The organism is Actinomycetota bacterium (assembly GCA_035536535.1).
Lineage (GTDB): Bacteria > Actinomycetota > JAICYB01 > JAICYB01 > JAICYB01 > DATLNZ01.
The window spans coordinates 1-26,964 of record DATLNZ010000171.1 but is presented as its reverse complement, the minus strand read 5'-3'; the positions used below and the strand labels follow the sequence as shown (position 1 = coordinate 26,964).

Genomic DNA, 26,964 nt, shown 5'->3' with positions numbered 1-26,964 from the left:
AGGACTCGAGCCATTTCTTCTCGATGGACGCGAAGTCGTAGGGCCTGCGCATGGGCGATTCTACCGTTGCCGCGCCGGGGCCTAACCGCCGGCCCCGGCCAGGCGGTCCAGGAGATCAAGTGGATACGGGTGCAGGACGCTGGGCAGCGACCCGGCGTCCCCCCGGGCCCCGACCACGAGCAGGATGACGCGGTCCAGGCCGACGTCCCCGGCCTCGTACGCGGACACCGCCTCCAGGAGCTGCGGCCGCGAGTGCGGAGCCAGCGGGCGCAGCGCGTCGGCAGCGCTGTCCGGCAGGCACCTGTCGGCCAGCGCCGACGTGAATACCTCTCCGTATCCGGCCAGGTCGTCGAGCGATGCCCGCGAACCGGCGGAGGCCGCGAGCGCGCGTAGATCGGCGGCCCTCTCAGGGCCCCGGGCCTGGATCTGCAGGTGGTGGTGGTCGTGGAACCTTGCCAGGTCGCCGTCCCGCCGCTCCGCTGACAGGAACGCGTGCCACCGCCGTGCCCCGAACACCCGCTCCAGGAAGTGGTGACGGGCTTCGGGGTCCTGCAGGTGGTCCTCGTCGGCGAGGGCCAGGCCCGGCAGCGCCGACGCGAGGTGTCTCGCCCAGAGGCCCCCGCCGGGGGCGGGGGAACCGGCGACCGGAACGTCCCGGGGGCCGCACGACGGTGAGCGTGCCTTCAGGACGAAACCGTCCAGAGTCCCGAGCGAGGCCAGGCGCCGCGAAGCCCAAGCCCGCATCTCGCTGGTCCAGTCACGGCCGGACTCCACGCCCGTCATGCGCGGACCTCCAGGCCCCCGCAGCAGCCGAACGGGCTCGCGAGGCACCCCCATCCCCACCTCGAGCTCCGGACACACGCGCACCCACTCCACGTGGTCCCCGATCACACCGGCGACCACGTCCAGGCGCTTGTGCCCCGCGTCGTAACGGACCCGGTCCCCAAGCAGGCAGCTGGAAACTCCCACCCGCGGACGTCCCATCGCCGTGTCCGTGCCGGGTGCCATGATGCGTCGAGTATGGACATATGCGCTTCCGGCAGCAGCATGCCCGCCGACACGAGGAGACCCTGATGACCGACCACCGCAGGCCGTCCACCCCGCGCGCCGACATCCTGCCCGAAGCTCCAGCCCCTGCGCCGGCAGAGACCACTGTCGCCGTCTGCCGGCTGGCCCCTCCCGGTCCGGCGGTGGCCGTCGCCTCGGACGTGGTCGACTCCCCTGTGGGTCCGCTGCGCGTAGCGGTCTCGCAGCGCGGCATCTGCCGCCTGGACTTTGACGCTCTCGAAGTCGAGGCAGCGGCACCACGCGACGCGCAGCTCCTCGACCCGATCCGCGAGCAGCTCGACGAGTTTTTCGAAGGCAGGCGTAAGGTCTTCGACCTCACCGTGGACCTCGGCCCCGTCCACGGCTTCGCCTACGACGTCCTGGTCGCCACCAGCCGCATCCCGTTCGGCGAACTTCGCAGCTACGGGGAGATCGCACGCGCGGTGGGGCGTCCGAAGGCGGCTAGGGCGGTGGGCGGCGCGCTGCACCGCAATCCGGTCGCCGTCATCGTCCCCTGCCACAGGGTCATCGGATCGACCGGGAGCCTGACCGGGTTCGGCGGCGGCTTGTGCATCAAGTACGACCTCCTCGAGCTCGAGGGCATCGAGCCGACGTCGCTGCCCAAGCACCGCGCCTCGCTCTGACCGGGGCGGCACCGGACGCCGCGCGCATAGTCGCCCTCACCTCCCGGCTGGTCGCGCTTCCTTCGCACGAGTCCGAGCAGGAGGTCCAGCTGCTGCTCGCCTCGCTGCTCGAGGAAACCGGCTTCGAGGTCCGCCTCCAGGAGATCGAGCCGGGCAGGCCGAACCTGATCGCCAGCCGCGGGTCCGGGGGGCCGTGGTTCTGCTCCCACGCCGACGTCCACCCTCCCCATGGCCACCCAGACCCATGGAAATGCCGACAGGAGGACGGACTGCTGGTCGGCCGCGGGGTGGTCGACACCAAGGGGCAGCTGGCGTCGCTTCTGGACGCGCTTGCGTCCGAGCCGGATACGGCCGCAACGGTGGTCGTCTGCTGCGACGAGGAGTCCGGGGGTCTGGGCTCCCAGCGCCTGGACCTGCCGGAGTCGCTGCGCCCGGCCGAGGGGGGGATCGTCCTGGAGCCGACGGGCCTGGGGGTCTCCGTCGCGCAGTCGGGTTGCATCGACCTGGAGATACGAATCGACCGCGAGCCACGTCACATGGCGGTCGGAGGTGTCTCCGCAGCCGACGAGCTTCTGCGGATCCTCGAGCTGCTGCGGGCGGAATGCTCCTTTCTGCGGCACACGAATCCTCTCGTGCCTCCGCCGCGTGTGCACCTCGGAGTTCTGCAGGCGGGAGAGCACCTGTGGAGGACTCCCGCGACCGCTGCGGCCCAGGTGTCGCTGACCCTTCTCCCCCAGGTCGACGCCGCCGAGGCGAGAGGGGAGCTGGAGGCCGTCCTGTCAACGGAGCTCGGGGAGTCCGGGAAAGGCTCTTACCGCGTCATCGACGTCTGTGAGCCGATACAGGTCCCGCAGGACCTTCCTGTGGTGTCCCGGCTGCGGGAGGCCATGGGGAGAGGATTCCGGCTGACGGGAATGCCCTCCTGGACCGACGCGACACACCTTCTGCTGCGACACGGCATCCCCTGCGTGGTGTTTGGAGCGGGAGATCTGGACTCAGCACACTCAGACCGGGAGTGGGTCAGGGTCCGGGATCTGGTCGACCTGAGCTCGATCCTCAGGCGCGTTCTGCGCTCGTACTAGGCGCTCACGCACAGAACGTGTGAGGCGATGGCCGGTCCCACCGAGACCGGGGAGCCTTCGCCGGTCACCGTCACCGCGCCGTGGGGGTCCCGCTCGGAAACCGTGAGGCGGCGTCCGGGCAGCAGGTCGTGGTCCTCGAGGTACCGGAGCATGTCCAGGTCCAGCTCGAGGTCTTCCCGGATGCGGTCGATCAGCACTACGGACCCGGGCCCGCACTCGTCCAGGGGAGTCAGGTCCACCGGCGGCACCGGAGCAAGTCCCGGGATCGGATTGCCGTGCGGGCAGCGGTTGGTGTCGCCGATGGACTCGCGCATCCGATCGACGACAACGTCGGAGACGCCCGGCTCCATCTTCCGCGTCTCCTCGTCCGCGAGGTGCCATGGGACCCCCAGGACGTCGACCAGGTAGCGCTCGATGATGCGGTGCCGGCCGGCCATCTGCTCAGCTACGGCGCGCCCCCGTTCGGACAGCACGACCGTGCCGTCGGGCTCCACAGCTACCAGCTGCGCATGCTCGATCCGTGCCACCACCTCGGCGGAGGCCGGGGCCGCCACCTGGAACCACCGGGCGAGGCGGGCGGCCGTGACGCGCTCACCGATCTCGGCCAGCTCGAACACGGCCTCCAGGTACGACTCGGTCGAGGAGTCCAAGCCCGTCATGACACGGCCTGGACCAGAGCGTCCAGACGCTCCTGGACGGTCCCGGTCAGCGTCTGGTGGCGGATTTCGTGGTGGCGCAGCAACTCGAGGATCCGAAGGTCGATGTCCCGCTGAAACTCCGGGTCGTCGGGGCGAAGCCCGTCCGGCACGATCCCAAACTCAATGGGCAGATAGAACACATGCGAGTAGGCCGAACGCATCCCGTGCGCGGCGATGTCCAGGCATGCATCCCACATCGCGAACTCCTTGCGTCGCTCCTGGTTGTCCAGGACCCAGCCGGCATAGGCCAGGGAGTCGATCAGGGACCGGTCTCCGATGAACTCATGGTGACTGAGCTCGTTGTAGTACTGGCGCAGAAAGATCAGGGTCTCGCACTCCACCGTCGCGTCCTTGTCGAGCTTGAACCCCAGCGCCACGACCTCCCGGGCCACCTCCGGAAGGAGCTTCAGGCCGAGCTTGGCCGCGGCCGCCTCGGCCAGCGTGGTCTTGCCGGTGGAGAACGAACCGACCACCACGATCCGCCTCGGCGTCAAGACTCAAACACCTCGCGCCATACCGCCACGGCCTCCACAAACCTCGCGACCCCGGAAGTTGGCAGGACCAGCTCCAGGACCTCGAGTATGTCGTCCGAGGTGGCGCCCTCCTGCGCCGCCACGCGCATGTGGACGCGAAGGTGGTCGCGCGTCGCCCCGATGACGGCGAGCGAGGCGATGTAGATGAGCTCCTTGGTCAGCCGGGACAGCCTGCGCTGCTTGAGGTAGGACACGTCCAGCAGGCCTTCGTAGGCCTTCAGGAACTCCAGGTCGTGCTCCGCCAGCGTCCTGTGGAAGTCCTGGACGTATCCGCGCTTGCGGACCATGTCCTCGAGAAATGCCCTGCCGTCCACGTCCACCCGAAGTCCCTCCCGTCCCGCGGCTATCCTGCCACCTTCACCGCTGTGTCCGGCAAGCGTGGGATGATCTTGACGTCCAGGGGACCCGCAGCGGCCCCGAGGAAGGAGGCACGCCGATGCCGGTAACGATTCACGACCTTCGCGAATGGCGCGCGCGCGACGAGCGTTTTGCGATGGTCACTGCCTACGACGCCGGGACCGCCCGCATTCTCGACGACGCGGGGATCCCCGTCCTGCTGGTGGGTGACTCCCTTGCCCAGGTCGTCCTCGGATACCCGACCACCCTGCCGGTCACGCTGGACGAGATGCTCCACCACGCGCGAGCAGTCGCCAGAGGCGCCAAGAACGCCCTTTTGGTCGGCGACCTGCCCTTTGGGACCTACCACGCTTCGGAATCCGACGCTATTACCAACGCCGTTGCGTTTCTTCAGGCGGGGATGCACTCGGTGAAGCTCGAGGGGCACCGGCCCGCCCTGGTCTCGGCGCTGACCCGCCAGGGGATCCCCGTCATGGGGCACCTGGGGCTGACGCCGCAGCACGTGCACGCCTTTGGGGGCTACCGCGTTCAGGGACGGGGCGACCAGGCCGAGACCGTGCTGCGCGCGGCCGTGGACCTTCAGGAGGCGGGTGCCTTCGCCGTCGTGCTGGAGTGCGTCCCCGCGGCGCTCGGCGCCCGAATCACAGAGGCGCTGGACGTGCCCACGATCGGCATCGGCGCGGGTCCCGGAACCAGTGCGCAGGTGCTGGTCCTGCACGACCTCCTCGGCCTGACGGCGGGACCCGCCCCCCGCTTCGTCAAGCGCTACGCCGACATGGGGGCCGACATCGCCACCGCGGTCCAGGCTTTCGCCAAAGAGGTAGCCGAAGGGGCTTACCCGGCGGCCGGGCACGTCTACGACTGAGCGGCTGCTTCCGTCTCGCCGGTGTCCGGACGCAACGGAGTCAGGACGTGGAAGGCCTCGGCGTGAGCGAACCCGTGTGGCCGGCCGTAGTCGGCGGTCCACGACCTGACGGCCGTCGCCACGTCCCACCCGCCCACCTGCGACGCATGGCACAGAAGCGCCGCGACCTTTCTGTCCACGGTCGAGGTGATGTCCACGACCGTCTCGCCGCCCGCTGGTCCGGCGATGTAGATCTCGCGCAGGCCCCGCCACGGCGCCAGTCCCTCGTCCAGCAGCTCGGGAAAGTGTCCCGGCGTGGTCCCGGCGGTGATCGTCACGTCCAGGCACGCATGGCCCACCGCGCGGTGGTCCGGGTGGTTGACGAACCAGCCTCCGGGCAACGGTGCGGGGTCCGGGACCACGAACCTGTGGGGCCTGTACTTGCGGAACGCGCGGGCGATGTCACGTCGGAGTTCCAGGGTTGGCTCCAGGTAGCCGTCGCGGTAGCCCAGGAACTCAACGACTTCGACACCGGCCACCTTGGCGGCCGCCATCGTCTCTTCGCGCCTGATTGCCGCAAGTTTCGCGCCGGCCATCTCCGGGTCCTCCGTCCCGGTGGACCCGTCCGTGACGATCACGTAGGCCGCGTCGGCCCCCTCGTCTACCCACCTGGCCACCGCACCAGCGCAGGAGAACTCGATGTCGTCCGGGTGCGCGGCGACGCACAACACCCGCAGTCCGTCGCTCATCGGCCCCAGGCCGACTCGGCAGCCCGCAGCGTCGCGTAGGGGTTGATGGCCCCGGAGGCCGAGTGAATCTCGAAGTGCAGGTGGGGCGGGGTGCCTTTCGCGTTGCCGGTGTCACCGACGTAGCCGATCTCGGTGCCGGCGTCCACGCGCGCACCGTTGCTGCCGGCGGGCGCGTACGCGGACAGGTGCGCGTAGTAATACCTGAAGCCATCATCCCCGCGTAGCCAGAGCTTCGTCCCGCCGAGCACCGCCTCCCCGGCGTTCTCGACAACACCGGCGACCACCGCGACCACCGGAGCCCCCATCGGGGCGAAGATGTCCTGGCCCTCGTGAAGGTGCTCGTACTCGGTACCGGTCATCCTCGGCGCACCGAAGGTGTCCGTGAACGAGTAGGGAGGCTTGACCGGGAACCGGAACTTCGACTGTTCCGCCAGGATGTCGGACTTCACCCGCTCCAGACGCCCGGACAGGTCCTGCATCCGTCGATCTATCTCGGCCTCCCGGCCGCTCATCGCGCGAAGGTCGGCGTGCAGAGCCTCCGCCTCCACCCGGACGGCGGCCCGCGCAGCTTCCGCGTCGGCGTGCCGGACCTCCACGCGCCGGACCACCTCGGCGTCACGTCCGGCGACATGCGCCATGTAGGTTGCGCGCCGGACGAAAGAAGACAGGGTCTGCGACTGCAGCAGGGCGTCGAGCAGCTTCAGGCGCCCTTCCCGGTGCAGCGACACCGCCCGTAGCTCGAGCCGGGTCTTCGCATCAGCGAGCGCCGACCACTGGGCATCCGAGCGCTCCCGCGCCAGCCGCAGCCGTCGCGCGGCCTCCGCCATCCGCGATTGAGCCGCCTCGTACTCGGAGACCGCTGCGTCGAGCTGGCGCCGCGCCTCCGCCAGTCCGGACCGGGCCTGTCGCTCCTGCTCCTTGAGCTCGCCGATGCGCGTGCCGCCTCCGGGCTGAGGCTGTGCCGCCGCCGGGGGTGTGAGCACAAGCCCCACGACCGCCGTCGCGGCTGCAACCCGGCGGGCGGAGGCAGAAGGGCGAAGCACGCGAGACTGTAGGCAGGTCTGCCGATGCCAGTCAACGAGGCCGCCGGGGGTGCCGTGTAGACTACTCACCGTCCTGCGCACCCGGGGCCGTAGCTCAGTTGGTAGAGCGCCTGGATGGCATCCAGGAGGTCAGGGGTTCGAATCCCCTCGGCTCCACACCGTCCCCGCTGCTGCCAGCCGGGGGATGATGGAGGCGTGATCGTCGTCCCCCGAAGCCGGCGCCGCAGGCGACGGGCCAAGCGGCTGGCGGTAGGCCTGTCCGCGGTCGCAGTCCTCCTCGCCTTCCAGCAGCGGCTGCTCATCCCGTCCGGGTGGTGGGTGTACCGGTGCAGGCCAGTGGACTTCGCTGCGCTGTCCGGGTGGCACGAGACCATGGACGTACAGCGCGACGTCACGCTGCGAGGTTTCGCGGCGGTCAAGCGTGGTTCGTACACCTTCGTTTCGTCGCAGCTGACGACCCCCAAGGGCTCCCACATCGGATACGGGACCTGGGTCCTGGCGGGCGGACCCTTTGACCGCGGCCACGGCGCCATCGACGTGGTGGCCCAGCAGTACTCCGGGGTGCTGTCCGACCTGGAGCCGGTCGACTACACCGCGCAGATAGCTGCTTCGCAGGCGTGTGCCGGGGCGATATGACGAAGAGGCCTGCCAGGTGGGTGCTTGGCGATGCATCGGTCTGGCGGCCGGATGACGCGGTGGTGTCCCTGACCCTGGCGGAGCACCTCGAGGCCGTACGGCGCGGCCTGCTCTCGGTTCCCTTTCACGATGCCGTGGCCGGCGCTGCCGAGCCCGCGCCGCAGGTCCACGTGGCGCCACCGCGGTGGCGCGGGTACTCCTTCGCCGCCGCCGTGGAGTGGCTCGTCTGCTCAAAGCTCGCCGTGCCTGAGAGTTCGGAGGTCGAGTGGGCGGCGGACCGGCGGGGAGGCGCGACCGGAGTGCGGCGGCTGCTCACGGAAAGGGGCTGGACGCTGCTGGAGACGCGTGACGGGCCGCTGCGTCGATTCAAGGGCCCCGCTCCCCCGCCGGGGCCCGAGCCCATTCCCAGATCTTTCCGCGACCGCCTCGGGGGAGCCGAGCTCACCTTTGCCGCGGACTGGGGCGCGTTCTCCGGCGACCGCATCGACGACGGGACCCGGTTGTTGTTCGAGGCCGCATCCGAACTGGGCCCTCAGAGCGTCGTGGCCGACATCGGCACGGGGTACGGCCCCCTCGCTGTGGGACTGCTGGCCAACGGTCTGGCCGAGCGGGTCGTCGCCTCCGACATCGACTCTCCGTCGCTTGCCCTGGCGGAGACCAACGTCGCCGCCCACGGCGCCGGCACCTCGCTGGTCTTCTCGGCCGATCCCGGGAGCCTTGGGCCCACTCCCCTGACCGTCTGCAACTTCCCCACTCACGCGGGCCGGGAGGACGCGCAAGAGCTGCTGGACGCACTCGTACGGCGATCGCGCGACGGAGTGCTGCTCATGGTCGTTCACGGCTCACTCGAGCGCGCCTTCATCGAGAAGGTATCCCAGCGGTCCAACAAGCCCACGGTCGTGGCGCGCCGGACTCACAGCGTGATCCGGTGCGGCTGAGGGGTCAGCCGGTCGCTTTCTCCCCACTGAGGACGGCAACTCTGGGGGCGTCCTTCCAGAGACGCTCGAGGTCGTAGTACTCGCGTTGCTCGGCTCCGAAGACGTGGATTACGAAGTCCTCATAGTCGAGCAGGATCCACTGTGCCTCCCGCTCGCCCTCCCGCCTGATGATCCGGGCCCCCGACTCGCGAAGCTGCTTGGTTATCTCGTCGGAGATGGTGCGCACCTGGCGCTCGGACGTGCCGGAGCAGATCAGAAAGTAGTCGGTGATGGCCAGAAGCTCACGGACGTCCAGGGCGACGATTGCCTGAGCCTTTTTGTCGGAGGCGGCTTCGGCCGCCACCCGTACCAGCTCCAGCGGCGTCAAACGGTGCCCTCAGCTCCCTTCATGGACGTGCGGCGGGGGGAGGAGGCGGTGCCGCAGATTGCGTGAACCCGTTGGCGGCAGCCCAGTCTCTTCCGATGACCACCGTCACATCGTACGCGGATTGGTCGAGCCTGGTGACGGCCACAGTCCCCATGCCGATGAGCCCGAGGATCTCCTGCGCCGCCTCGTTGAGCTCTCCCCGCCGGGGCAACGGCACGACCACCCGCGATGCGTCGTAACGACGGCTTGCCGTCCCCGTGATCTTCACCACGAAACCGGCCTCGACCAGCTTCGCCGCCACGGCTGGCCCGACCGCTCCGTCGGCACCGACCAGCAGCCGGACCCTGCGCCCCTCGACGTGTCGGACGGTCCGGACGGCGTCGAGCTCCCGATGTATGACGTCCAGCTCCCGCGCGTTCACGGAGTAGCTCTCCTCGCCGGGACTCGCCAGGCGGTTCACCGGCAGCGTGAGCACCTGCAGGGGCTTGGCGGCGGCCGAGGAGAGGATGTCGGCAGCCGCGGCACCGTCGAGATTTCCCTCCCAGGGCTCGAGACTCCCGCGAAGCTCGGCCCCCCGTGCGCGCAGCGATGAGAACAGGGCCCTCCAGCCCACCGCCTGGCGCGCCAGCCGGTCGGGTTCGGACTGCCCCGGCACAGCGACGGACATGAACTCCAGGAACGACGCCCCGGACATGCGCGCCACCCCGCGGGTGAACACCGGCCGCAGCGTGCCCGCGTCCTCGATCTCCACTGTCTCGGGGACGTCCACGACGACCCCCCCGAGCACGTCCACCAGCCCCGAGGTCTGCGCCGCCCCTGCCTGGAGCAGCGACGGGACGCGGGTGCCGAGAACCACCGCCACCGAAGTTTCCAGGGCCCGGGGGCCCCCTTCGGACGTCGCCGCCGAGACGTACCGGGGGCCCAGGCCCGGGACCTCCACCACAGTCGTGGCCGGGATCAGGACGAGCGTGGACTCCGCCGGACCGCGGTACAGCAGCGCCATTGCAGGCTTCCCGGGAGTGTCGGCTCCGACCGACAGCAGCACCAGCTGGGTGTTCACCGCCCCGGGTGCGGGGCTCCGTGCCGGCGGGCGCACCGGATCGAAGTCCAGGACCAGGTAGGACGCCACCACAGTCAGAACCATCAGCCCGATGGCCGCCGCCAGCACCAGCCGCCGGGGCACGAGCCTTGAGACCAGCGGCAGCGGAATCATCCGCGGCGGGCGCTTCAGCCGGACGGCTTTGCGTCGCCCTCTCCGTGGGGGCGCCGGCTCAGGCTCCCCACCCGCGGGTGCGAGCCCGGCCCGCGGCGGCTCGGCGCCGCCTTCAGAAGCGTCCGTCGCGGTTCCGGGGGCCGGGAGTTCCCCGGCCTCGTCTCGCGTGTCCACTGGTTGTGGCTCTGCAGGTCCCGGAAGCGACTCCTCCGACGGCCGGTCCTCCTGCGGCGACTCGCCGCCGTCGCCCGGCCATCGCCCACCCGACCACCCCTTGGACATCAGGAGTGCCCCGCGTACAGCCCGCGGGAGCTTACGTAGTCGGCGACCGGCTTGGGAACCATGTAGCGCCACGGGAGCCCGGAGGCGACGCGCGACCGGATGTCGCTGGACGAGATGGCCAGCTGCGGGATCGGCAGGACCCGGATTCGGGGATCGTTGGCGAGAGTCAATGGGAGCTCGTGGCCCGGCCTCGCGGCCGCGACAACCGTCGCAAGGTCCATCACTTCGTCCGGCTGCCTCCAAGTCGAGATCTGCGCCACGGCGTCCGACCCTGCCAGAAAGAACAGTTCAGCGGGCTCATGGTGCTCGTGCCTCAAGGCCCGCAGCGTGTCGACGGTGTAGGTAGGACCGGCCCGGTCCATCTCCTGTCTCGACACCGCGAACCTGGCGTCTCCACCGGCTGCCAGGCACACCATCACGTACCTGTCCTCAGCACTGGACATGACGCGGCCCTCTTTCTGCCACGGGGCCCCGGCGGGCACGAACAGCACGCTGTCCAGTTGAAGCGCGTGCAGGGCCTCTTCGGCGCAGACAAGGTGCCCATGGTGGATGGGATCGAACGTGCCGCCCATGATCCCGAGCCGGACGGTCATCGCCTCCACTCTAAGCCGCGCCGCGGGCCGCAACAGCTGTCGCGGCAGGTCACGCGAGCTTCTCCACGAACCGGCCGAGCTGTCTCAGGTTCCGGCACTCGTGGACAGCCTCGCAGTGGGGTGCGTAGGCGGAGACCACGGAATCGCCAGTGTCCCAGTGCCGCTGCGCTTCGGGATTCAGCCACCAGACGCGCTTGGCGCGCCGCCGCAGCTCCTTTACGACCCACTCCTCCGGCTTTCGATAGTTCGAGCGTGCATCCCCGAGGATCACGACGTGCGTCCGCTCACCGACTGCATCGAGGTAACGGTCGTGAAACACCTTCAGGGAGTGTCCATAGTCCGAATGGCCGTCCAGCCACACGACGTCGGCAATCTGGAGGGCCCTGGGGATGGCCTCGGACGGATCCTGGGCCTTCAACACGTCGGTGACCTCGTCGACGGTGTCCACGAACAGAAATGACCGGATCCGTGGGAACTGCACCTGCAGCGCCGCGACCAGCAGGAGGGTGAACCGCGTGAACGCGGCGACGGAGCCTGAGACGTCGCAGAGCAGGACCAGGTCCGGCCGGGACGGCGATCTCACCTTGAACTTCGGGTCGGCCAGCGTCCCTCCTGAGCTCAAGGAGGCGCGCAGAGTCCGGCGCATGTCCAGACGCCCCCTCGCGCCCTGCTTGCGCAGCTTTGCCAGCCGGGTCGACAGCCGCCGCGCCAAGGCGATCACAGCGCGACGAGCGTCCGCGACTTCGTCTGAGGTGATGGTGGTGAAGTCCCGCTCCTCCAAGGGGGCCCTCAGGATGCGTTGCGCCACGTCCTCCGGCCCGGAGTCGGCAACCATCCTGCGGCGGACCTCCTGCTCCAGGATCCTTCTCAGCCTCTGCAGACGCGCTGACACGCGCATCCGCTCCAGGGCCGAGTCGAGGTCGTCGCCCTCGTCCCCCGCCAGACGCCGCAGCATCCGGTCCGGGTCGGCGAACCGCAGCGCCCTGTAGAGCAGAAAGCCTCCGGACGCGTCGGCCGACAAGCGGTCAAGGATCGCCTGCGAGATCCGGCGGATGTCCCCATCCGGCCCCCCAGCCACTGCCTGGTCAAGTGCCTCGAGCAATTGGTCTTCAGACAACTCCTCGAGGGCCTCCGGCACCTCCCGCCGTTCCGTCACATGCGGCGCAAAGAAAAGGTCGAACAACCGCGCGAACGTCTCCAGGTGGCCCGGCGCCCTGCACATCGAAGCCGCCAGGCCGGCCCTGAAGACGTTTCTGTCGGCAAGGTCGAGGTGGGACAGGGCCTGGGTGGCCACCAGCATCTCGTGGTTGGAGACCGGCACGCCCGCGTCGCGCAGCGCAGCCGAGAAGGACTGCAGCCGGTCCAGGAGGCTCATCGCGGCGGCGACTGCGCGGACAGCTTCAGCTCGCGCGTCACCCTGTCCAGGTCCTGCCTGTGCTTCAGGATCACGGCCAGGGTTTCGCGTGTGGCGGTCTCGTCCAGCGTCCCGATACCGAGCTCCAGGATGGTGCGCGCCCAATCCAGCGACTCGGAGATGCTCGGACTCTTGCGAAGCTCCAGCTGTCGGATCGAGTGCAGGATCCGCACCATCTGGTCCGCCAGCGCCTCGGGCAGCTCGGGCACGCGGGACAGGATGATCTGCTTTTCGCGGTCCTGCTCCGGATAGTCCATGTACAGGTACAGGCAACGTCGCTTGAGCGCCTCCGACAACTCCCGTGTCGCGTTGGACGTGAGGAACACCACCGGGATGTGCCGCGCAACCAGAGTCCCCAGCTCGGGCAGTGTCACCTGGAAGTCGGACAGAAGCTCCAGCAAAAACGCCTCGAACTCAAACTCGGTGCGATCGACCTCGTCCACGAGCAGGACCACCGGTTCCACCGACCGAATCGCCTTCAGCAGGGGACGCTCGAGCAGAAACGCCTCGTCAAAGATGGAGTCCTCCAGTTCGGACCAGGAGTGTTCCCGTGCCTCATCCGCCTGGATGCGCAACAGCTGCTTGCGGTAGTTCCACTCGTAGAGGGCCCGCGCCTCGTCCAGCCCCTCGTAGCACTGCAAGCGAACAAGCTCCAGTCCGCTGGAGCGGGCCGTAGCCTTCGCCAGCTCGGTCTTGCCCACGCCCGCGGGTCCTTCGACGAGCAGCGGCTTTCCCAGCCGTAGAGCGAGGAACACGGTCGTGGCGACTGGCGTGTCGGCGATGTAGCCCGCCGAGCCGAGCCGCTCGACCACCTCGGGGACGGACGACGGGAAGCGCGCAGTCACGGACGGCCTTTCGTCGAGTCGTCGTATCGTGGTGCGGATCCTGCGGGGGGGACCGTCAAGGCTACAGCACCACCAGCTCGTCTCGGTGGACGACCTCGCGCCCTCGGCCGACCAGCTCCCCCACGGCCCGGGAATCCATGCCGGCCACCCGTGCCAGCTCGTCGGATGAGAAGCCGACGAGACCGCGGGCGAACGCGACGCCACCGTCGTCGACGATGTCCACGGCGTCGCCGGGCGAAAAGGTCCCCTCCACGCCGCGGACTCCGGCCGCGAGCAGCGACCGGTTTCCCGCCGCGATCGCCGACCTGGCCCCTTCGTCGACCATCACCTTCCCGCGGGCAACCGTTGCGAAAGCTATCCAGGCCTTGCGCTTGGCCATGCGACCCTCGACCGGGTGAAACAGGGTCCCGACCCTCCCCCCGGACAGAATCCTGCCGACGGCACCGGACCGAAAACGGCCGATGACCACGGGAATGCCGGACCTCGTGGCGATCTTCGCAGCGGCGAGCTTGGACTTCATCCCCCCCGACGACAGCCCGGACCCACCGCCGGTCGCCATCTGCTCCACGGTGTCGTCCACGGTCTCCACTTCGCCCACGACCGGACCGTCCGCCGACTCATGCAGTCCTTCCACGTCGGACAGCAGCAGGAGCGCATCGGCTCCCACCAGGTTGGCGACCAGCGCCGCGAGAAGGTCGTTTTCTCCGAACCGGATCTCGTCGGTCGCGATGGTGTCGTTTTCGTTCACGACGGGCACGCATCCCAGCGCGAGCAGTCTCCGGAACGTGTTGAGGGCATTCACGTAGGCATGGCGGTGCATCACGTCCTGCCGCGTGAGAAGGACCTGTCCACACGCACGCCCCCGGTTCTCGAACGCGGTCGAGTAGGCGTGCATCAGGTGTGACTGGCCCACAGCCGCGGCGGCCTGCAGCGAGGCCATGTCCGTAGGCCGGCGTGAAAGTCCCAGGGGGCCAAGTCCAGCCGCGATGGCTCCCGACGACACGCAGACCATCTGCCGCCCGCCGTCCACCTGGTCGCACAGCTCCTGCGCGAACCGGTCGATGCGGCGCCTGTCAAGCCGTCCGGACGGCGTCGTCAGCGCCGACGTCCCCACCTTCACGACCACCCGGCGGGAGGCCGCGACGGCGGCGCGGGTCACATCGTCTCCGGGTGGTACTCGAAGGTGGCTTCGCCGATGTACACGTCGTCGCCCTCCGTCGCCCCGGCGTCGCCCAGCGCCTTCTCGACCCCCAGGCTGTTGAGCCGCCTCTGGAGGTGCCGAACCGCTCTGGGGTTTGCCAGCGGTGCCATCGAGACCAGCCGCTCCACGCGGCCGCTGCGAACCCGGAAGCCTGAGCCTTCGCGCTCGACCGTGACCGGGTCCGCGAGCACCGGACGGTAGACCGCGAAGGTCTCCTCGGGCGGACGCTCCGCCTTGGCCTTCTCGACCTCCTCCACCAGGAGGTCCACGAGGTCGCTCACCCCGTGCCCCTCCAGAGCCGAAACGGGCACGCAGGCCATCCCGTGGTCCCGGGCCCAGGTCTTAACCCGCTCCACGCCGCTTTCCGACTGCGGCATGTCGGTCTTGTTGGCCACCACCACCCGGACACGCTCCGCCAGCGCGTGCTCGTGCGCGCGAACCTCGGTCAGCACCGACTCAAGGTCGGCAACGGGGTCGGAGCCGGCTGTGTCGACGACCGCGGCAAGCAGCGCGCATCGCTGCGTGTGGCGCAGGAACCGGGCCCCCAAACCGCGCCCCTCCGCGGCTCCCTCGATGAGTCCCGGCAAATCGGCCATCACGAAGCGCCTGCCCTCGATATCCGCCACTCCCAGATGGGGCTCGAGCGTGGTGAACGGGTAGTCGGCCACCTTGGGGCGTGCCGCGGACACCTGTCGCAGGAGGGTGGACTTCCCGGCGTTGGGCGCACCCAGCAGGCCCACGTCAGCCACGAGGCGCAGCTCCAGGTCCAGACCGCGCTCCTCGCCCGGCTCTCCCCTTTCAGCGAACGACGGCGCCCGCTCGGCGGAACTGGCCAGGGACGCGTTGCCGCGGCCTCCCCGGCCACCCTTGGCGCACTCATACCGCGCCTCGGCCTTGGCGAGGTCCGCGAGCAGCTCCCCGGTCCCGGAGTCGCGGACCAGCGTGCCCACCGGCACGATCAGCTCGAGGTCCGAGGCGTCGGCCCCGCTGCGGGTGTTCCCACCGCCGTTGACGCCGTGGGACGCGCTGAACATCCGCCGGAGCCGGTATTCGGCAAGCGTCCCCCGTTCGGGGTCGGCCACCAGGACCACCGAACCGCCGCGGCCCCCGTCCCCTCCGTCGGGACCCCCCTTTGGACGGTACTTCTCCCGCCGGAAGGAGGCCGAGCCGTTTCCGCCGTCGCCGGCGCGGACCTGTATCTGTGCCTCGTCTACGAATCCCGTGGCCATCGGCTACCGTCCGCGGCCGGCGCTTGCGCGCGGCCCGCTACTGCGCGGGAACTTCGGCGGGTACGACGGAGACGAAGCTTCGTCCGCCGGAGGTGTAGAACTTCACCTGACCCGGCGCCTTGGCGTAGAGGGTGTCGTCGCCACCTCTTCCGACGCGCATCCCGGGATGGACCTTCGTCCCTCTCTGCCGCAGGATGATGCTGCCCGCCTTGACGGTCTCGCCACCGTAGGCCTTGACCCCCAGGAACTTCGGGTTGGAGTCGCGGCCGTTTCGGGACGAGCCGCCGCCCTTTTTGTGTGCCATGTCAGCCGATCCCCGTTATCCGCACCGTCGACAGTTCCTGACGGTGGCCCTTGGTCTTCTTCCACCCCGTCTTCGCGTGGTAGTTCGAGACGCGGATCTTAGGCCCCCGCAGGTGCCCCACGACCTCTCCGGACACCTGCAGGCCCTCGAGCTCACCAGGGGTGGACTTGACGTTGTCGCCGTCGACAAGCATCAGCGGCGCGAACGTGAGCGCACCACCCGGATCGGCGGCCACACGATCGACCTGGATGACGTCGCCGGACGCCACCTTGTACTGCTTTCCACCTGCTCGAATGATCGCGTACATGCGAAAGCCGCTCCAGTTCCCGAAGGCCTTCCAGTGTATCAGCCGATGTCCTCGATGACGACGCCGCGCCCCTCACAGGCGGGACAGGGGGTGCTCAAAGCTTCCACCAGTCCCTCTGACACGTTCTTGCGGGTCATCTCGACCAGCCCGAGGGGAGAGATCCCGATCACCTGCGTCTTGGTCTTGTCGCGCTCCAGCGCCGTCCGGAACGCCCGCAGGATGGCCTCCCTGTTCTGAGCCATCAGCATGTCGATGAAGTCGATCACGATGATCCCGCCGATGTCCCTCAGCCTCAGCTGTCGGACGACCTCGTCGGCGGCCTCGAGGTTGATCCGCACCACCGTGTCCTCGAGGTTGGACCGGCCGACGTACTTGCCGCTGTTGACGTCGATGACGGTGAAGGCCTCGGTCCGGTCCACCACGATGTATCCGCCCGATGGGAGCCACACCTTGCGTTCGAGGGCCTTCCGGAGCTGCTCGGTCACCTGGTAGGAATCGAACATCCGCAGAGGTCCCTCGTGCAGCTGGACCCGTTGGGACAGCTCCGGGTCAACAGCCTCCACGTACTTCGACACACGGTCGTAGACGTCCGGGTCCTCCACCACGAGCCTGTCGAAGTCCTTTGAGAACAGGTCACGGACTACGCGGATGACCAGATCCGGCTCGACGTATATCTCAAGCGGTGCCTGGGCCTTCTGCTTGCGGCGGTCTATCTCCTCCCACAGCCTCACCAGCCGGTTGAGGTCGCGCAGCAGCTCGTCGGCCCCCGCGCCTTCGGCCGCCGTCCTGATGACCAGCCCGTAACCGTCCGGCCGGATCCCGCGGGCGATGTCCCTGAGGCGGTTGCGCTCGTCGTCGGACAGCCTCCTGGAGATCCCGTATCCGGAGCCGTTCGGCAACAGGACAAGGTATCTGCCGGCGAGCGACACGATGGTCGTGAGCCTCGCTCCCTTCGTCCCCATCGGGTCCTTCGTGACCTGAACGAGAACCGTCTGGCCCGGACGCAGCATCTGCTCGATGCGGGGAGTGGAGGCGCCCTCGATCTCGGTCTCCGGGGCGAGCTCCCCGGCGTAAAGCACCGCGTTGCGTGGCTGACCGATGTCCACAAAGGCCGCCTCCATGCCGGCCAAAACGTTCTGGACGCGGCCCAGGTAGACGTTTCCTACGATTGATCGCCTGGCCTTCCTGGTGACGTAGTGCTCAACCAGGACGTCGTCTTCGAGCACCGCGACGTGCGCGTGCTCGGCGGAGCCTCCGACCATCATCACTCGCGAGTCGGGCGGCTTTGGAATGTCGCGGTCGACCCGGGGGGGGCGGCCACGGGGGCCGCGTCGGCCGCGGCCCCTGTTCTGCTGGCTCAAAACACTCCTATCGGCGGGCAGCCCCGGCTCCCGGACAGGGACGCGACGCTGGCGGGCGGCCTCCGCTCCAGGGGGGGCACTCTCCACTGGGTGCCCCGAGCGTGCTCTCGGAGTGCCGGTTCAAGCCTTGCGCACCGCGGTCACCTGGCGTCAGCCGGAGGCGTGCGGGAACAGTTGCAAATCGGATTCAGCATATCACCGGCCAGCGGCGGCCTCCGGCCCCGACGCGGGTCGCCCCCGTCACGCCAGGGGACGCGCGAACCTGCGGACCTGGACCGACAGCAGCGCTCCGACGGCCAAGGCCGAGGCGACCAGCGAAGAGCCCCCGTATGAGACAAACGGCAACGGGATACCTGTAATCGGCACGAGTCCCACCGTCATGCCGATGTTCACGAAGACCTGGAAAGCCATGTATCCCACCAGTCCAGTGGCTATCAAGGCGCCGAAGGGGTCACGGGCCTGTCCGGCTGCGCGCAGGCCCCGGACGAAGATAGTCCCGTACAGAGCGATCAGCGTGGCCCCCCCGAGAAAGCCCATCTGCTCGGCCAGGACGGTGAAGACGAAGTCGGTGTGACGCTCCGGCACGAACTGAAGGTTCGTGGTGAGAGCCAGCCTCTCCGGGGCGCCCGGGGCGGCAGGACCCGGTGACGCCGAAAGGGCCGATGGCTCCTCGCGCTTGAGAAAGTTGATCCCGGTCCCGGTCAACCCGCCGTTGCCGACCGCCTGCCGGGTGAGCAGGTAGTTGTAGCCCGTGCGGGTCGGGTCCCTCTTCGGGTCCAGAAAGGCCTCCAGGCGCGTCCGCTGATAGTCCTGAACCACTCCCAGCTGGAACAGCCCTGCGACGCCAATGGTGCCGATGGATATGAGAACCACTATCTGACGCCACCCCGCGCCTCCGATGACGAGCATCACCAGCAGGATCCATGACAGGACGAGCATCGTCCCGAAGTCCGGCTGCAGGAACACAAGGACCGCATACGGCAGGACGATCCCGATGCACCGAAGGACGTCCTGGAGGTCGAGGTATCCCCTGCGTTCGGAGATGTAGGCCCCCAGCGTGGCGGCCAGCACCGGTTTGGCGATCTCGGAAGGCTGAAGCTTGAGCACCCCGAGAGAGATCCACCTCTGGGACCCCTTGATGCTATCCGCCAGGGGCGTCAGGACCGCAATGAGCAGGACCAGGCACACCACGTACATGAAAACCGCGTACACCTTGAGGTAGCGGTAGTCGGTGAGGACGGACGCAACCATGATGGCCGCGGCGATCACGACGAAGACGAGCTGGCGGTTGAACAGCTGGCCCCCGGCCAAAAAGCTGTCTCCCCTGTCCGGGTCGATGGTGGCCGAGAACGACGTGAAGACGGCGACGAGCCCCATGCAGATGAGACCGACCACGGCGCCGACTGTGACCAGATCCAGGTGTCGCAGCGCGGCGGCTCCACGTTCGCTTATCGGACGCGACATCAGTCGGCTCTCGCGCCGGCCGAGATGTTGCCGACGGGCAGACCGAAGTAGGTCTCCATGACCCTGCGGACGATGGGAGCTGCGATCTGGGCCCCCGTCCCTGCCTCCTCGACCAGCGCAACCACGACGATCTGCGGGTCGTTGGCAGGCGCGTAGGCGGCGAACCAGGAGAAGTCCTGCTTTTGCGCGACCTGGGCCGTTCCCGTCTTACCCGCCACCGGAACCTGCTCGAACGGGAACCCGGCGAACGCCGGCGCCGCGGTCCCCTTATCGACGCCGACACCCCCCATGGCATCGGACACGAACCGCAGGGCCTCCTTGTCCGCGATGCGGACCTCGCTCAGCACCTTCGGCTTCGCCTTCTCGGGGACCTTGACGCTGCCCGAGTCACAGGCCTGGCGCGCGGGCGGCAGCGACGAGATGTTCAGCTCCGCCAGGCACTTCAGAACGTGTGGCCTGTAGACCGTCCCTCCGTTTGCCAGTGCTCCGTAGGCGGCCGCCAATTGAAGGGGCGTCACCGCGAGCAGCCCCTGGCCGATGGCGAGGTTCGCGGAGTCTCCGTCAAACCACCGCCTCTCAAAGGCCTGGGGAGAGTCCTTGTACAGCCTCTCCTTGTACTTGATGTCCGGGACGACCCCGGCGTTCTCGCCCAGCAGGTCCACGCCCGTGCGGCTTCCGAAACCGAAGGACCTTGCGACGGACTGCAGGTGCTCGCCGATCTCGCTGCGCCGCTGGTTCATCTCCACGCCCAGCGTGTAGTAGACGACGTCGCAGGACTCCGAGAGCGACCTGGACAGCTCGACCTTTGAGTGTCCCTTGGGGTCCCAGTCCTTGAACCGCCTGTTGCCGACCTCGAGAAAACCCGGGCAGGTGAAGATCCGTTCCGGGGACACGCCTCCGACCTCCCAGGCGGCCACGGCCGTCAGCGGCTTGAACGTCGACCCGGGGGCGGTGCGCTCGGCGATCGCCCGGTTGAACATCGGCTTATGGGACTGGGGGTCGTTGATCCTCTCCAGCTCTCCCGGGGGAGCGGAGCCGACGAAGATGTTCGGGTCGAAGCTGGGGTTGGAGGCCAGCGCGAGGATCTCGCCGTTTCTCGGGTCAAGTGCGACCACGGCGCCCGCGGGAGCGGCGAAGTTGCGGCCCGTGTCATGGTCGAGCAGACGGCGGGCCACCTGGGCCCCCTGCTCCAGGGCCTCCTCGGCGGAGCGTTGGACGTGCTTGTCGATCGTCAGAATGGCGTCCCAGCCGCGGACCGGCTTGCGGGAGGTCCGGGTGTCGACCTTCTCTCCCCGGACGTTGACGGTGATCTTTTCGTAACCAGGCTGCCCGCGAAGGTCCTCTTCGTAGACACGCTCGATGCCGATCTTGCCGATCAGGTCGTCAGCCCTGTACTGCTCCGGCGGGACCTCGATCTCGGCCGCTTTGGCCTTCTCACGCTGCGCGCGCTTTGCCTGCGCGCGCTTCTGACGTTCCTTGAACTCGGTCTCGCTGATCTTGCCCACGTGGCCGACCGCGTGTGCCGCCAGCGCCCCGAGCGGGTACTCCCGGACGGGGATCTCGACGGCCAGCACCCCCGGGAACTCGTTCTGGTGCTCCAGCAGGTAGACGACTTTCTCCTCCTGGACGTCCAGCGCCAGCGGCCTGGGCTCGTATATGCCGTACCGGACGTCCTCCACGACTTTGCGGACATCTCGTTCGCTGAGGTCCAGGACACTGGCAAGCTTCGGAAGGACCGTGTCCGCCCGCTCCGCGGGAAGTCTGGACACGTCCAGAGCCACAGTCAGCGCCGTGCGGTTCTGGGCGAGCGCCGTGAGGTTGCGGTCGAAGACGAAGCCCCTGGGGGCCTGCTTGTGGATCAGCCGGATCGATGTCTGATCGGCCTCTTTGCGCAGGTGCGGCGCGGCAAGGACCTGCAAAAACCACAGCCGGGCCACCAGCGTGAACAGAAGGGACAGCGTGAGCAGGTTGATCACCGTCAACCGGACGCGTGAGACCTCCTGGTTCAGTGAATTCTCCTTTTGTCGGCTGCGCTGCCGGCCGGGCTCAGTCGCCCGCCACTGCCGGGGACCGCTCCACCAAAGTGATCTTGCGCAGCAGCGGCATCAGCAAAGGCGCCAGGAGCACATTGTAGGCGGTGGTGAGGAAAACCACCCGGGGTAGCGGGAGCAAATCGGCGTCCTGCCCCAGCAGGATGGTTCCCAATCCGTGCAGTGACTGCGAGGCCAGCGTCGCGCCGCCCACCAGCGCCACATAGGTCCACACGCCCCGCCCGGCCCCCATGATGGCGGCGGCGTAGGCGGTCAGGGCATAGGCGAGCGCGGACAATCCCGCCGGGGACGTCAGCAGCAGGTCGCGCAGAAACCCTGCGGCGAACCCCGCGATCGCGGCCGTCTGGGGCTCCTCGCGGCTGGCGTAGGTGGCGACAACGACGATGAGCAGGTCCGGGCCGATGCCGCGGATCGGGAGCGTGAAGGCCAGTTCCGAGGAGGCGAGGATCGCCGTGAAGCAGGCGAGGAAAAGGACCAGGCCGCGCTTCATACCGGGGCCTCCGACGGACAGAGGGTGCCCGAGTCCCCTTTGAGCGAGTCGATCGGGCTTGCAATGGTGACGATGTCCAGCGCGGATAGCCTGGCGAAAGGCTTCACCTCGATGGCGTAGTCGTGGCCCCTCGGCTCGGGATCGACCCTTTCGACCTGGCCGAGCGGGATCCCGGGCGGGAAGATGCCACCCTGACAGCCGGACGTGAGCACGACGTCCTTGACCCGGACTTTGCGCTCCTTCAGGGCCTCCGGCGCCACCAGCTCCATGCTCAGGGTGGGACGGCCCGTACCCCGTACAAGACCCGTCTCCCCGCTCTTGTCCAGCTTCACTCCCACCGAAGACTGCGAGTCGGTCAGCAACAGGACCGTCGAACTGTGGCGCTCGGACTTGAGCACCCTGCCCACCAGGCCCTCCGGTCCCAGGACGGCTGCGTCGTCCACGACTCCGGAGGCCGACCCCTTGTCGATCGTCACCACCTTCTCGAGGCCGGTCAATGAGCTTCCGGTGACCCTTGCGCGGATCCTGTCCAAATCAAAGCGATCCTCCAGCTTGCTCAGCTCCTTGAGGCGCGCATTCTCACGGACGAGCCCGCGGGAAATCCCCTCCTGACGGCGCAGCCGCTCGTTCTCCTCGCGCAAGCCGCGGTTCTCCTCACGCAGCTGCCCGAAGTCGCCCACGATCCCAAAGGCGCTCTCCACCGGGCGGACCAGCGTGCGCACCCCGGCCTGGAAAACCCCCACCGCCTCGGTCGTCGCCCCAGACAGGCCATCGATCAGCCCGGTGCGGAAGTCCAGAGTCAGCACGACTATGGTCGCCAAAACCAGCGCGACGATCACGGAGCGGTGGCGTGTCTGTCGACGCCACATAAGGTCTCCCCCCCGCTAGTGGCGGGTGGACGTGATGAGGACGTTCTTGAGGGACTCGATCTCCTCCAGGCAGCGACCGGCCCCGAGCGCGACCGCGTGCAGAGGGCTTTCGCTGACGTGGATGGGCATCCCGGTCTCGTGCTTCAAACGCTCATCGAGTCCGCGCAGGAGCGCTCCGCCTCCGGTGAGGACGATCCCTCGATCCATGATGTCCGCCGCGAGTTCGGGGGGGGTCCGGTCGAGGGTGCTTTTCACGGCGTCGACGATGTTGGAAACCGGCTCTTCCAAGGCGCGCCGGACCTCCTCGGCCGAGATGGTGATGGTCCTCGGGAGCCCGGTGACGAGGTCACGCCCCCTGATCTCGGCGCGCGGCTCGTCGGGCAACGGGAAGGCCGACCCGATGCACCACTTGACCTCCTCGGCCGTCCGCTCGCCGAGCATCATCGAGTACTCCTTCTTTATGTACTGGATGACCGCGTCGTCGAGTTTGTCGCCACCCGTGCGTATGGACTCGGCCACAACGATGCCTCCGAGGGAGATGACGGCGACCTCGGTGGTCCCACCACCGATGTCCACGACCATGTTCCCGGTCGGCTCGTGCACCGGCAGTCCGGCTCCGATGGCGGCCGCCATGGGCTCTTCGATGATGTGGATCCGGCGCGCCCCCGCTTGAGCACCGGCTTCCTCGACGGCTCGCTGCTCCACGCCCGTGATCCCAGAGGGCACACAGATGACGATGCGGGGCTTGGCGAGCTTCCGTCGCCCGTGAACCTTGGCAATGAAGTAGCGGATCATCTGCTCTGTCACGTCAAAGTCGGCGATGACGCCGTCCTTGAGTGGCCTGATGGCGGAGATGTGGCCCGGGGTCCGCCCGACCATCCTCTTGGCCTCGGCCCCCACGGCGAGGATCGCGCTCGTCTTCTGGTTGATAGCCACCACGGACGGCTCATTCAGGACGATCCCGCGCCCCCGGACGTATACGAGGGTATTGGCCGTCCCGAGGTCGACCGCCATGTCCCGTCCGAGGTACTGCAGGGTGTTTTCGAACAAGGGGAATTCCTTTGAGCCTGGAGGATTTAGGCCGGATGCCTGGTCATTGTCCCCCAGCGGCCCCATCCGGTCAAAGGGCAGCGACGGTCGTAACGGAACGCAGGTTCGTACACAGCCTACCCCCTAAGCCGCTCCGGGGCTGCACACCCGACGACGGGGGCCGGACCGGCGGGTTCGGGCGCAATGCGGACGTTAGCCCCAGAACCCCCGATGCCGAGTTGGGCCGGAACCCCCTGAATGCTGCGTTGACCGTTTCCCGCACACCTCCCCCTTCGTTGGAACAGCAGTCAGACATCCCGCCGACAGAAGGGGAGTAGCCATGAAGTTCACGGCATCGAAGGCCCGGAGGGTCGCCTTGGTGGCTGCCCTTTCCGGCACGCTCGCGCTGAGCCCGGTTGCGATGCAGCCCGCCTCAGCGGATCTTGCTCAGTTCTCGTCCAACGCCACGGGCTTCGCGCTCCGGGTGACGGTGGACCTCAGCGGCTTGCCGCAGACCGTCAAGGACACGGTGCAGCAGAACTACACCACGACTCGCGCCGCTCTTCCCGCCGCACAGCAGGCAGAGCTGCCGGAGGCGTTCCCCTTCGTGGTCGACCAGTACCTGGGACGGACCACAGCAGAAGCCTCCACCAACACCACCAAGGCCTACTCGGTCCTCGGTGACGGGTTCCGCACGCTTCCGGCCCTTACGGCCACCACGATCGGGGACGACAAGTCCTCGACTCTGCAGACCATCTCGCTTCCGTCCGTGCAGCTGCCAGTGCTTGACGCCACCGCAGGCGTCCTGCGTGCAGCGGTCGCGGCGGGACCCAAGGTCGACGGTGGCGCGTCCGTCGCTTCAGTGGACACCTCACTTCAAGCGGTCGGTGCTCTTCTGCCGGCTGAGCTGCAGGCCGCGTTCACGGACCTGATCACGCAGATCAACAGCGCCGTCACCACCGCCAACACCACCCTCGACGACACCACCGACGAGGTGACCGCAGCTCTGGCCGGCACTCCGCTGGCATCAGACCCCACGGTCGGCCCCATCATCGACAGCAGCACGGACCTGGCGACGGCGATCCAGCTGCCGGCGATCCCCAACCCGCTGTCCACGAATCTGGCTTCGATCAAGGACGTCGCTTCGTCGACGACCGCGCAGAAGACAGCGGACGGCCGGGCCAGCTCCGACTCGGTGTCGATCATCAAGTCGGTCGACGTCCTCGGCGGCCTCGTCAACGTCGGCCTGATGAACCTGGCTTCGCACTCCGAGGCTGCCGGCACGGCCGGTTCGGCCAAGAACACGTCCGCCTGCTCCATCGCCGACGTGCGAATGGGCGGGAACACGGGGGCGTCCCTCGACGGCAAGAGCCTGTACGTCGAAGTCGGCGGCAAGCCCGTCGCGCTGCCGGTCCCGACGGACCAGGTCGCCGCGGTCAAGTCTCAAGTCGACTCGGTGCTCAACCAGGCCGGCGTCTCCGTCAACCTCTGCGACGCTTCAAAGGCTTCGGCCTCCGAGGACGGCACCTCGGCCTCCCAGTCGGTCTCCGCGTTCGTTATCGAGTTCGCACCGAAGGCCCCCGTGGCCATCGATGCTCTCGGGATCGCGGCCGGCGACACTCTGGTCAAGGTCCGCATCGACCCCACGGTCGAGACCGCCGTCGGAGCCCAGGCTCTCAACGCCCCGGCTGTGGGCGGAGCCCAGCTCCCCGCGACCGGCGCGCCGGCCATGGTCTCGATGATCTCCGGACTGCTGCTCGCCGCAGGAGCACTGACCCTGCGCCGCCGGGTTCGCTAAACGATCGGCGAGGAGACGAAAGGGGCCCCTACGGGGGCCCCTTTCGCATTCCAGGGACGATCTCCGCCCCAGTGGGCTGGGGCAACGAACTCAGCCGAGGTCCGGGAAGAACAGCGACAGCTCCCTTGCCGCGGACTCAGCAGAGTCCGAGCCGTGGACGAGGTTCTCTGTGATGAGGATCCCGTAGTCCCCACGGATGGTCCCGGGCGGAGCCGCCACGGGATTGGTCGGCCCCATCAGCGTCCGGACGACGGTGACCGCTTCGGGCCCCTCCACCGCCAGCGCCATCACCGGGCCGGAGGTGATGAAAGAGATGAGCTCGCCGAAAAACGGCTTCTCCCGATGCTCTTCGTAGTGGCGGGATGCCGTGTCTTCGTCGATCGTGAACAGCCTGCCTGCGACAAGGGTCAGTCCCTTGCGCTCGAGGCGGGAAACGACTTCTCCGACCAGGCGCCGCCTCACGCCGTCGGGCTTCACGAGCACCAGGGTCTTCTCCATAGCGGTCAAGACTGGGGGAGCAGGCCCCGTTCGCGCAACCAGGCCCGGGCCTCCCCCGCCGCCACAAAGCTTCCGAATATGACGACGGCGTCGTCGTCCGACGATTCGCCGAGCGCGGCAGCCAGCGCCTCGGGGACCGTTTGCAGCACGGTGACCGCCGTGCCGCTCACGCCTACTTCGGCCAGGGCCGAGGCCAGCCGCTGGGGATCCGCGGCCCGGGAAGAGGCAGGGGCCGCGACGTACGCGCCGTCGCACGCCGGGCCGATGATCGCCAGCACCTCCTCGACGAGTTTGTCTTCGAGCATCGCGAACACCGCCAGCACCCGGCCGTACTCCAGCTCCCTGCGAAGCGTCTCGACGACCGCGTGTGCCGCGTCGGGGTTGTGTCCTCCGTCGCACACGATCAGCGGCCGCCGGCCGAGAATCTCGATGCGGCCAGGGGCTCTGACCCGCCGGAGACCTTCGGCCATCGCTTCGGGGTCCACCGCCTCGCCCGCGAAGGCCTCCACGGCCGCGACGGCCAGGGCGGCGTTGACCGCCTGGTGGGGGCCGAGCAGCGGGACGAACAGGTCCCCGTAGACGCCGTACGGGCCTCGGACGGCGATCACCTGCCCCCCCACCGCCGGATTCCGCGAAACCAGCTGGACCTCCGTGCCGAAAACCAGCACTTCCTTCGCCCCCCGCTCCTCCGCCCGCTCCCGCACGACCTGCAGAAGCTCCGCCTGGTCGACCGCGGTCACGACCACGCTGTCCGGTTTGATGATCCCGCTCTTCTCCCACGCCACCCGCTGCAGATCGTCGCCGAACTCGCCCACGTGGTCACGGGCGACCTTCGTCACGACCGCCACCCGCGCGTCCGCCACGTTCGTGGCGTCGTATTCGCCCCCCAGTCCGGTCTCCAGGACAGCGGCGTGCACGGGGCGGTCGAAAAACACCTCCAGCGCCATGGCAGTTAGCAGCTCAAAGTAGGTCAGGCGCTCAGCCAGCTGTTCCTCGACCATCTCCACGTACGGCCTCAGATAGGCGAGGGTGGCCGCGAACGACTGCTCGTCGATGGGCGCGTCCCCGACCTGGATTC

General features: G+C 68.4%; 29 protein-coding genes and 1 tRNA gene. 7 read left to right on the top strand and 23 right to left on the bottom strand.

Annotated elements, in window-relative coordinates:
- Positions 1 to 81: 81 nt before the first annotated feature.
- Positions 82 to 1,008 carry a DUF523 and DUF1722 domain-containing protein gene (locus VNE62_11570; protein ID HVE92917.1) on the bottom strand — a complete coding sequence of 309 codons (927 nt, stop codon included), beginning with the start codon at positions 1,006 to 1,008 and terminating at the stop codon, positions 82 to 84.
- 65 nt (positions 1,009 to 1,073) lie between these two features.
- Here VNE62_11570 and VNE62_11565 point away from each other — a divergent pair, with 65 nt between their 5' ends.
- A complete protein-coding gene (locus VNE62_11565) occupies positions 1,074 to 1,691 on the top strand; it encodes a methylated-DNA--[protein]-cysteine S-methyltransferase (GenBank protein ID HVE92916.1) in 618 nt (205 codons plus the stop codon).
- On the top strand, positions 1,616 to 2,773 hold the full coding sequence (locus VNE62_11560) for a M20/M25/M40 family metallo-hydrolase (GenBank protein ID HVE92915.1): 1,158 nt from the start codon (positions 1,616 to 1,618) through the stop codon (positions 2,771 to 2,773). Before VNE62_11565 ends, VNE62_11560 begins: the two co-directional genes overlap by 76 nt.
- Here the strand turns inward: VNE62_11560 and VNE62_11555 are convergent.
- Genes VNE62_11555 through VNE62_11545 form a run of 3 tightly spaced genes read right to left on the bottom strand, consistent with a single transcriptional unit; the run spans position 2,770 to position 4,318 of the window.
- On the bottom strand, positions 2,770 to 3,432 hold the full coding sequence (locus VNE62_11555) for a metal-dependent transcriptional regulator (protein ID HVE92914.1): 663 nt from the start codon (positions 3,430 to 3,432) through the stop codon (positions 2,770 to 2,772). The two genes, VNE62_11560 and VNE62_11555, sit on opposite strands and share 4 nt — an antisense overlap.
- The gene (locus VNE62_11550; protein ID HVE92913.1) at positions 3,429 to 3,965 is read right to left on the bottom strand and encodes an ATP-binding protein; all 537 of its coding nucleotides are present in this window, start codon (positions 3,963 to 3,965) and stop codon (positions 3,429 to 3,431) included. Before VNE62_11550 ends, VNE62_11555 begins: the two co-directional genes overlap by 4 nt.
- On the bottom strand, positions 3,962 to 4,318 hold the full coding sequence (locus tag VNE62_11545; protein HVE92912.1) for a carboxymuconolactone decarboxylase family protein: 357 nt from the start codon (positions 4,316 to 4,318) through the stop codon (positions 3,962 to 3,964). The genes VNE62_11550 and VNE62_11545 overlap by 4 nt, the downstream gene beginning before the upstream one ends.
- Positions 4,319 to 4,440: 122 nt before the next feature.
- Between VNE62_11545 and panB the strand changes: the two genes are divergently transcribed.
- Complete coding sequence (panB, locus tag VNE62_11540) at positions 4,441 to 5,226, top strand: 3-methyl-2-oxobutanoate hydroxymethyltransferase (protein HVE92911.1); 786 nt, start codon at positions 4,441 to 4,443, stop codon at positions 5,224 to 5,226.
- Here panB and VNE62_11535 read toward each other — a convergent pair.
- Positions 5,217 to 5,954 carry a PIG-L deacetylase family protein gene (locus VNE62_11535; protein ID HVE92910.1) on the bottom strand — a complete coding sequence of 246 codons (738 nt, stop codon included), beginning with the start codon at positions 5,952 to 5,954 and terminating at the stop codon, positions 5,217 to 5,219. The two genes, panB and VNE62_11535, sit on opposite strands and share 10 nt — an antisense overlap.
- A complete protein-coding gene (locus VNE62_11530; protein HVE92909.1) occupies positions 5,951 to 6,997 on the bottom strand; it encodes a M23 family metallopeptidase in 1,047 nt (348 codons plus the stop codon). Before VNE62_11530 ends, VNE62_11535 begins: the two co-directional genes overlap by 4 nt.
- Before the next feature lie 83 nt (positions 6,998 to 7,080).
- Between VNE62_11530 and VNE62_11525 the strand changes: the two genes are divergently transcribed.
- The 3 genes from VNE62_11525 to VNE62_11515 all read left to right on the top strand — a co-directional run bounded on the left by VNE62_11525 (position 7,081) and on the right by VNE62_11515 (position 8,571).
- Positions 7,081 to 7,153: transfer RNA gene (locus tag VNE62_11525), tRNA-Ala, on the top strand.
- A gap of 39 nt (positions 7,154 to 7,192) precedes the next feature.
- A complete protein-coding gene (locus tag VNE62_11520) occupies positions 7,193 to 7,633 on the top strand; it encodes a hypothetical protein (protein HVE92908.1) in 441 nt (146 codons plus the stop codon).
- Complete coding sequence (locus VNE62_11515; protein ID HVE92907.1) at positions 7,630 to 8,571, top strand: methyltransferase; 942 nt, start codon at positions 7,630 to 7,632, stop codon at positions 8,569 to 8,571. Before VNE62_11520 ends, VNE62_11515 begins: the two co-directional genes overlap by 4 nt.
- 4 nt (positions 8,572 to 8,575) lie before the next feature.
- Here VNE62_11515 and rsfS read toward each other — a convergent pair whose 3' ends face one another.
- From rsfS to VNE62_11440, 15 genes are all read right to left on the bottom strand, one after another.
- A complete protein-coding gene (rsfS, locus tag VNE62_11510) occupies positions 8,576 to 8,938 on the bottom strand; it encodes a ribosome silencing factor (GenBank protein ID HVE92906.1) in 363 nt (120 codons plus the stop codon).
- A gap of 19 nt (positions 8,939 to 8,957) precedes the next feature.
- On the bottom strand, positions 8,958 to 10,433 hold the full coding sequence (locus VNE62_11505; protein ID HVE92905.1) for a LytR C-terminal domain-containing protein: 1,476 nt from the start codon (positions 10,431 to 10,433) through the stop codon (positions 8,958 to 8,960).
- Positions 10,433 to 11,026, bottom strand: a complete 594-nt coding sequence (nadD, locus tag VNE62_11500) for a nicotinate-nucleotide adenylyltransferase (GenBank protein HVE92904.1) — start codon at positions 11,024 to 11,026, stop codon at positions 10,433 to 10,435. The genes VNE62_11505 and nadD overlap by 1 nt, the downstream gene beginning before the upstream one ends.
- 49 nt (positions 11,027 to 11,075) lie before the next feature.
- Positions 11,076 to 12,401 (bottom strand): VWA domain-containing protein, encoded by a 1,326-nt coding sequence (locus tag VNE62_11495; GenBank protein HVE92903.1) that lies wholly within the window; start codon positions 12,399 to 12,401, stop codon positions 11,076 to 11,078.
- On the bottom strand, positions 12,398 to 13,285 hold the full coding sequence (locus VNE62_11490) for a MoxR family ATPase (protein HVE92902.1): 888 nt from the start codon (positions 13,283 to 13,285) through the stop codon (positions 12,398 to 12,400). The genes VNE62_11495 and VNE62_11490 overlap by 4 nt, the downstream gene beginning before the upstream one ends.
- A 61-nt stretch (positions 13,286 to 13,346) precedes the next feature.
- Entirely contained in the window at positions 13,347 to 14,444 is a 1,098-nt protein-coding gene (proB, locus tag VNE62_11485; GenBank protein HVE92901.1) for a glutamate 5-kinase, read from the bottom strand.
- Positions 14,441 to 15,715 carry a GTPase ObgE gene (gene obgE, locus VNE62_11480; protein ID HVE92900.1) on the bottom strand — a complete coding sequence of 425 codons (1,275 nt, stop codon included), beginning with the start codon at positions 15,713 to 15,715 and terminating at the stop codon, positions 14,441 to 14,443. The genes proB and obgE overlap by 4 nt, the downstream gene beginning before the upstream one ends.
- A 37-nt stretch (positions 15,716 to 15,752) precedes the next feature.
- Positions 15,753 to 16,019, bottom strand: coding sequence for a 50S ribosomal protein L27 (gene rpmA, locus VNE62_11475; GenBank protein HVE92899.1), 267 nt, complete (start codon positions 16,017 to 16,019; stop codon positions 15,753 to 15,755).
- A gap of 1 nt (position 16,020) precedes the next feature.
- On the bottom strand, positions 16,021 to 16,326 hold the full coding sequence (gene rplU, locus VNE62_11470; GenBank protein ID HVE92898.1) for a 50S ribosomal protein L21: 306 nt from the start codon (positions 16,324 to 16,326) through the stop codon (positions 16,021 to 16,023).
- A 38-nt stretch (positions 16,327 to 16,364) separates the two neighbouring features.
- The gene (locus VNE62_11465) at positions 16,365 to 17,591 is read right to left on the bottom strand and encodes an Rne/Rng family ribonuclease (protein ID HVE92897.1); all 1,227 of its coding nucleotides are present in this window, start codon (positions 17,589 to 17,591) and stop codon (positions 16,365 to 16,367) included.
- A 336-nt stretch (positions 17,592 to 17,927) separates the two neighbouring features.
- Positions 17,928 to 19,151 carry an FtsW/RodA/SpoVE family cell cycle protein gene (locus VNE62_11460; protein ID HVE92896.1) on the bottom strand — a complete coding sequence of 408 codons (1,224 nt, stop codon included), beginning with the start codon at positions 19,149 to 19,151 and terminating at the stop codon, positions 17,928 to 17,930.
- Positions 19,151 to 21,127, bottom strand: coding sequence for a penicillin-binding protein 2 (gene mrdA, locus VNE62_11455; GenBank protein ID HVE92895.1), 1,977 nt, complete (start codon positions 21,125 to 21,127; stop codon positions 19,151 to 19,153). Before mrdA ends, VNE62_11460 begins: the two co-directional genes overlap by 1 nt.
- A 70-nt stretch (positions 21,128 to 21,197) precedes the next feature.
- Positions 21,198 to 21,692, bottom strand: a complete 495-nt coding sequence (mreD, locus tag VNE62_11450; protein HVE92894.1) for a rod shape-determining protein MreD — start codon at positions 21,690 to 21,692, stop codon at positions 21,198 to 21,200.
- Entirely contained in the window at positions 21,689 to 22,561 is an 873-nt protein-coding gene (mreC, locus tag VNE62_11445) for a rod shape-determining protein MreC (GenBank protein ID HVE92893.1), read from the bottom strand. Before mreC ends, mreD begins: the two co-directional genes overlap by 4 nt.
- 15 nt (positions 22,562 to 22,576) lie before the next feature.
- A complete protein-coding gene (locus VNE62_11440) occupies positions 22,577 to 23,611 on the bottom strand; it encodes a rod shape-determining protein (protein HVE92892.1) in 1,035 nt (344 codons plus the stop codon).
- 319 nt (positions 23,612 to 23,930) lie between these two features.
- On the opposite strand from VNE62_11440, the gene VNE62_11435 reads away from it, so the two are divergent.
- Complete coding sequence (locus tag VNE62_11435) at positions 23,931 to 25,388, top strand: LPXTG cell wall anchor domain-containing protein (protein ID HVE92891.1); 1,458 nt, start codon at positions 23,931 to 23,933, stop codon at positions 25,386 to 25,388.
- A gap of 90 nt (positions 25,389 to 25,478) precedes the next feature.
- Here the strand turns inward: VNE62_11435 and ndk are convergent, their stop codons facing one another.
- Both ndk and VNE62_11425 read right to left on the bottom strand, forming a co-directional pair.
- The gene (gene ndk, locus VNE62_11430; GenBank protein ID HVE92890.1) at positions 25,479 to 25,886 is read right to left on the bottom strand and encodes a nucleoside-diphosphate kinase; all 408 of its coding nucleotides are present in this window, start codon (positions 25,884 to 25,886) and stop codon (positions 25,479 to 25,481) included.
- Between the two features lie 5 nt (positions 25,887 to 25,891).
- On the bottom strand, positions 25,892 to 26,964 hold a 1,073-nt coding region (locus VNE62_11425; protein HVE92889.1), incomplete at its 5' end, for a Mur ligase family protein.

What these genes read in the sequence shown, in the direction of transcription:
- VNE62_11570 (HVE92917.1), bottom strand. Translation starts at nt 1,008, where the DNA reads ATGGCACCCGGCACGGACACGGCGATGGGACGTCCGCGGGTGGGAGTT.
- VNE62_11565 (HVE92916.1), top strand. Translation starts at nt 1,074, where the DNA reads ATGACCGACCACCGCAGGCCGTCCACCCCGCGCGCCGACATCCTGCCC.
- VNE62_11555 (HVE92914.1), bottom strand. Translation starts at nt 3,432, where the DNA reads ATGACGGGCTTGGACTCCTCGACCGAGTCGTACCTGGAGGCCGTGTTC.
- panB (HVE92911.1), top strand. Translation starts at nt 4,441, where the DNA reads ATGCCGGTAACGATTCACGACCTTCGCGAATGGCGCGCGCGCGACGAG.
- VNE62_11535 (HVE92910.1), bottom strand. Translation starts at nt 5,954, where the DNA reads ATGAGCGACGGACTGCGGGTGTTGTGCGTCGCCGCGCACCCGGACGAC.
- VNE62_11515 (HVE92907.1), top strand. Translation starts at nt 7,630, where the DNA reads ATGACGAAGAGGCCTGCCAGGTGGGTGCTTGGCGATGCATCGGTCTGG.
- VNE62_11505 (HVE92905.1), bottom strand. Translation starts at nt 10,433, where the DNA reads ATGTCCAAGGGGTGGTCGGGTGGGCGATGGCCGGGCGACGGCGGCGAG.
- nadD (HVE92904.1), bottom strand. Translation starts at nt 11,026, where the DNA reads ATGACCGTCCGGCTCGGGATCATGGGCGGCACGTTCGATCCCATCCAC.
- VNE62_11495 (HVE92903.1), bottom strand. Translation starts at nt 12,401, where the DNA reads ATGAGCCTCCTGGACCGGCTGCAGTCCTTCTCGGCTGCGCTGCGCGAC.
- obgE (HVE92900.1), bottom strand. Translation starts at nt 15,715, where the DNA reads ATGGCCACGGGATTCGTAGACGAGGCACAGATACAGGTCCGCGCCGGC.
- rpmA (HVE92899.1), bottom strand. Translation starts at nt 16,019, where the DNA reads ATGGCACACAAAAAGGGCGGCGGCTCGTCCCGAAACGGCCGCGACTCC.
- rplU (HVE92898.1), bottom strand. Translation starts at nt 16,326, where the DNA reads ATGTACGCGATCATTCGAGCAGGTGGAAAGCAGTACAAGGTGGCGTCC.
- VNE62_11465 (HVE92897.1), bottom strand. Translation starts at nt 17,591, where the DNA reads ATGATGGTCGGAGGCTCCGCCGAGCACGCGCACGTCGCGGTGCTCGAA.
- VNE62_11460 (HVE92896.1), bottom strand. Translation starts at nt 19,151, where the DNA reads ATGTCGCGTCCGATAAGCGAACGTGGAGCCGCCGCGCTGCGACACCTG.
- mreD (HVE92894.1), bottom strand. Translation starts at nt 21,692, where the DNA reads ATGAAGCGCGGCCTGGTCCTTTTCCTCGCCTGCTTCACGGCGATCCTC.
- mreC (HVE92893.1), bottom strand. Translation starts at nt 22,561, where the DNA reads ATGTGGCGTCGACAGACACGCCACCGCTCCGTGATCGTCGCGCTGGTT.
- VNE62_11435 (HVE92891.1), top strand. Translation starts at nt 23,931, where the DNA reads ATGAAGTTCACGGCATCGAAGGCCCGGAGGGTCGCCTTGGTGGCTGCC.
- ndk (HVE92890.1), bottom strand. Translation starts at nt 25,886, where the DNA reads ATGGAGAAGACCCTGGTGCTCGTGAAGCCCGACGGCGTGAGGCGGCGC.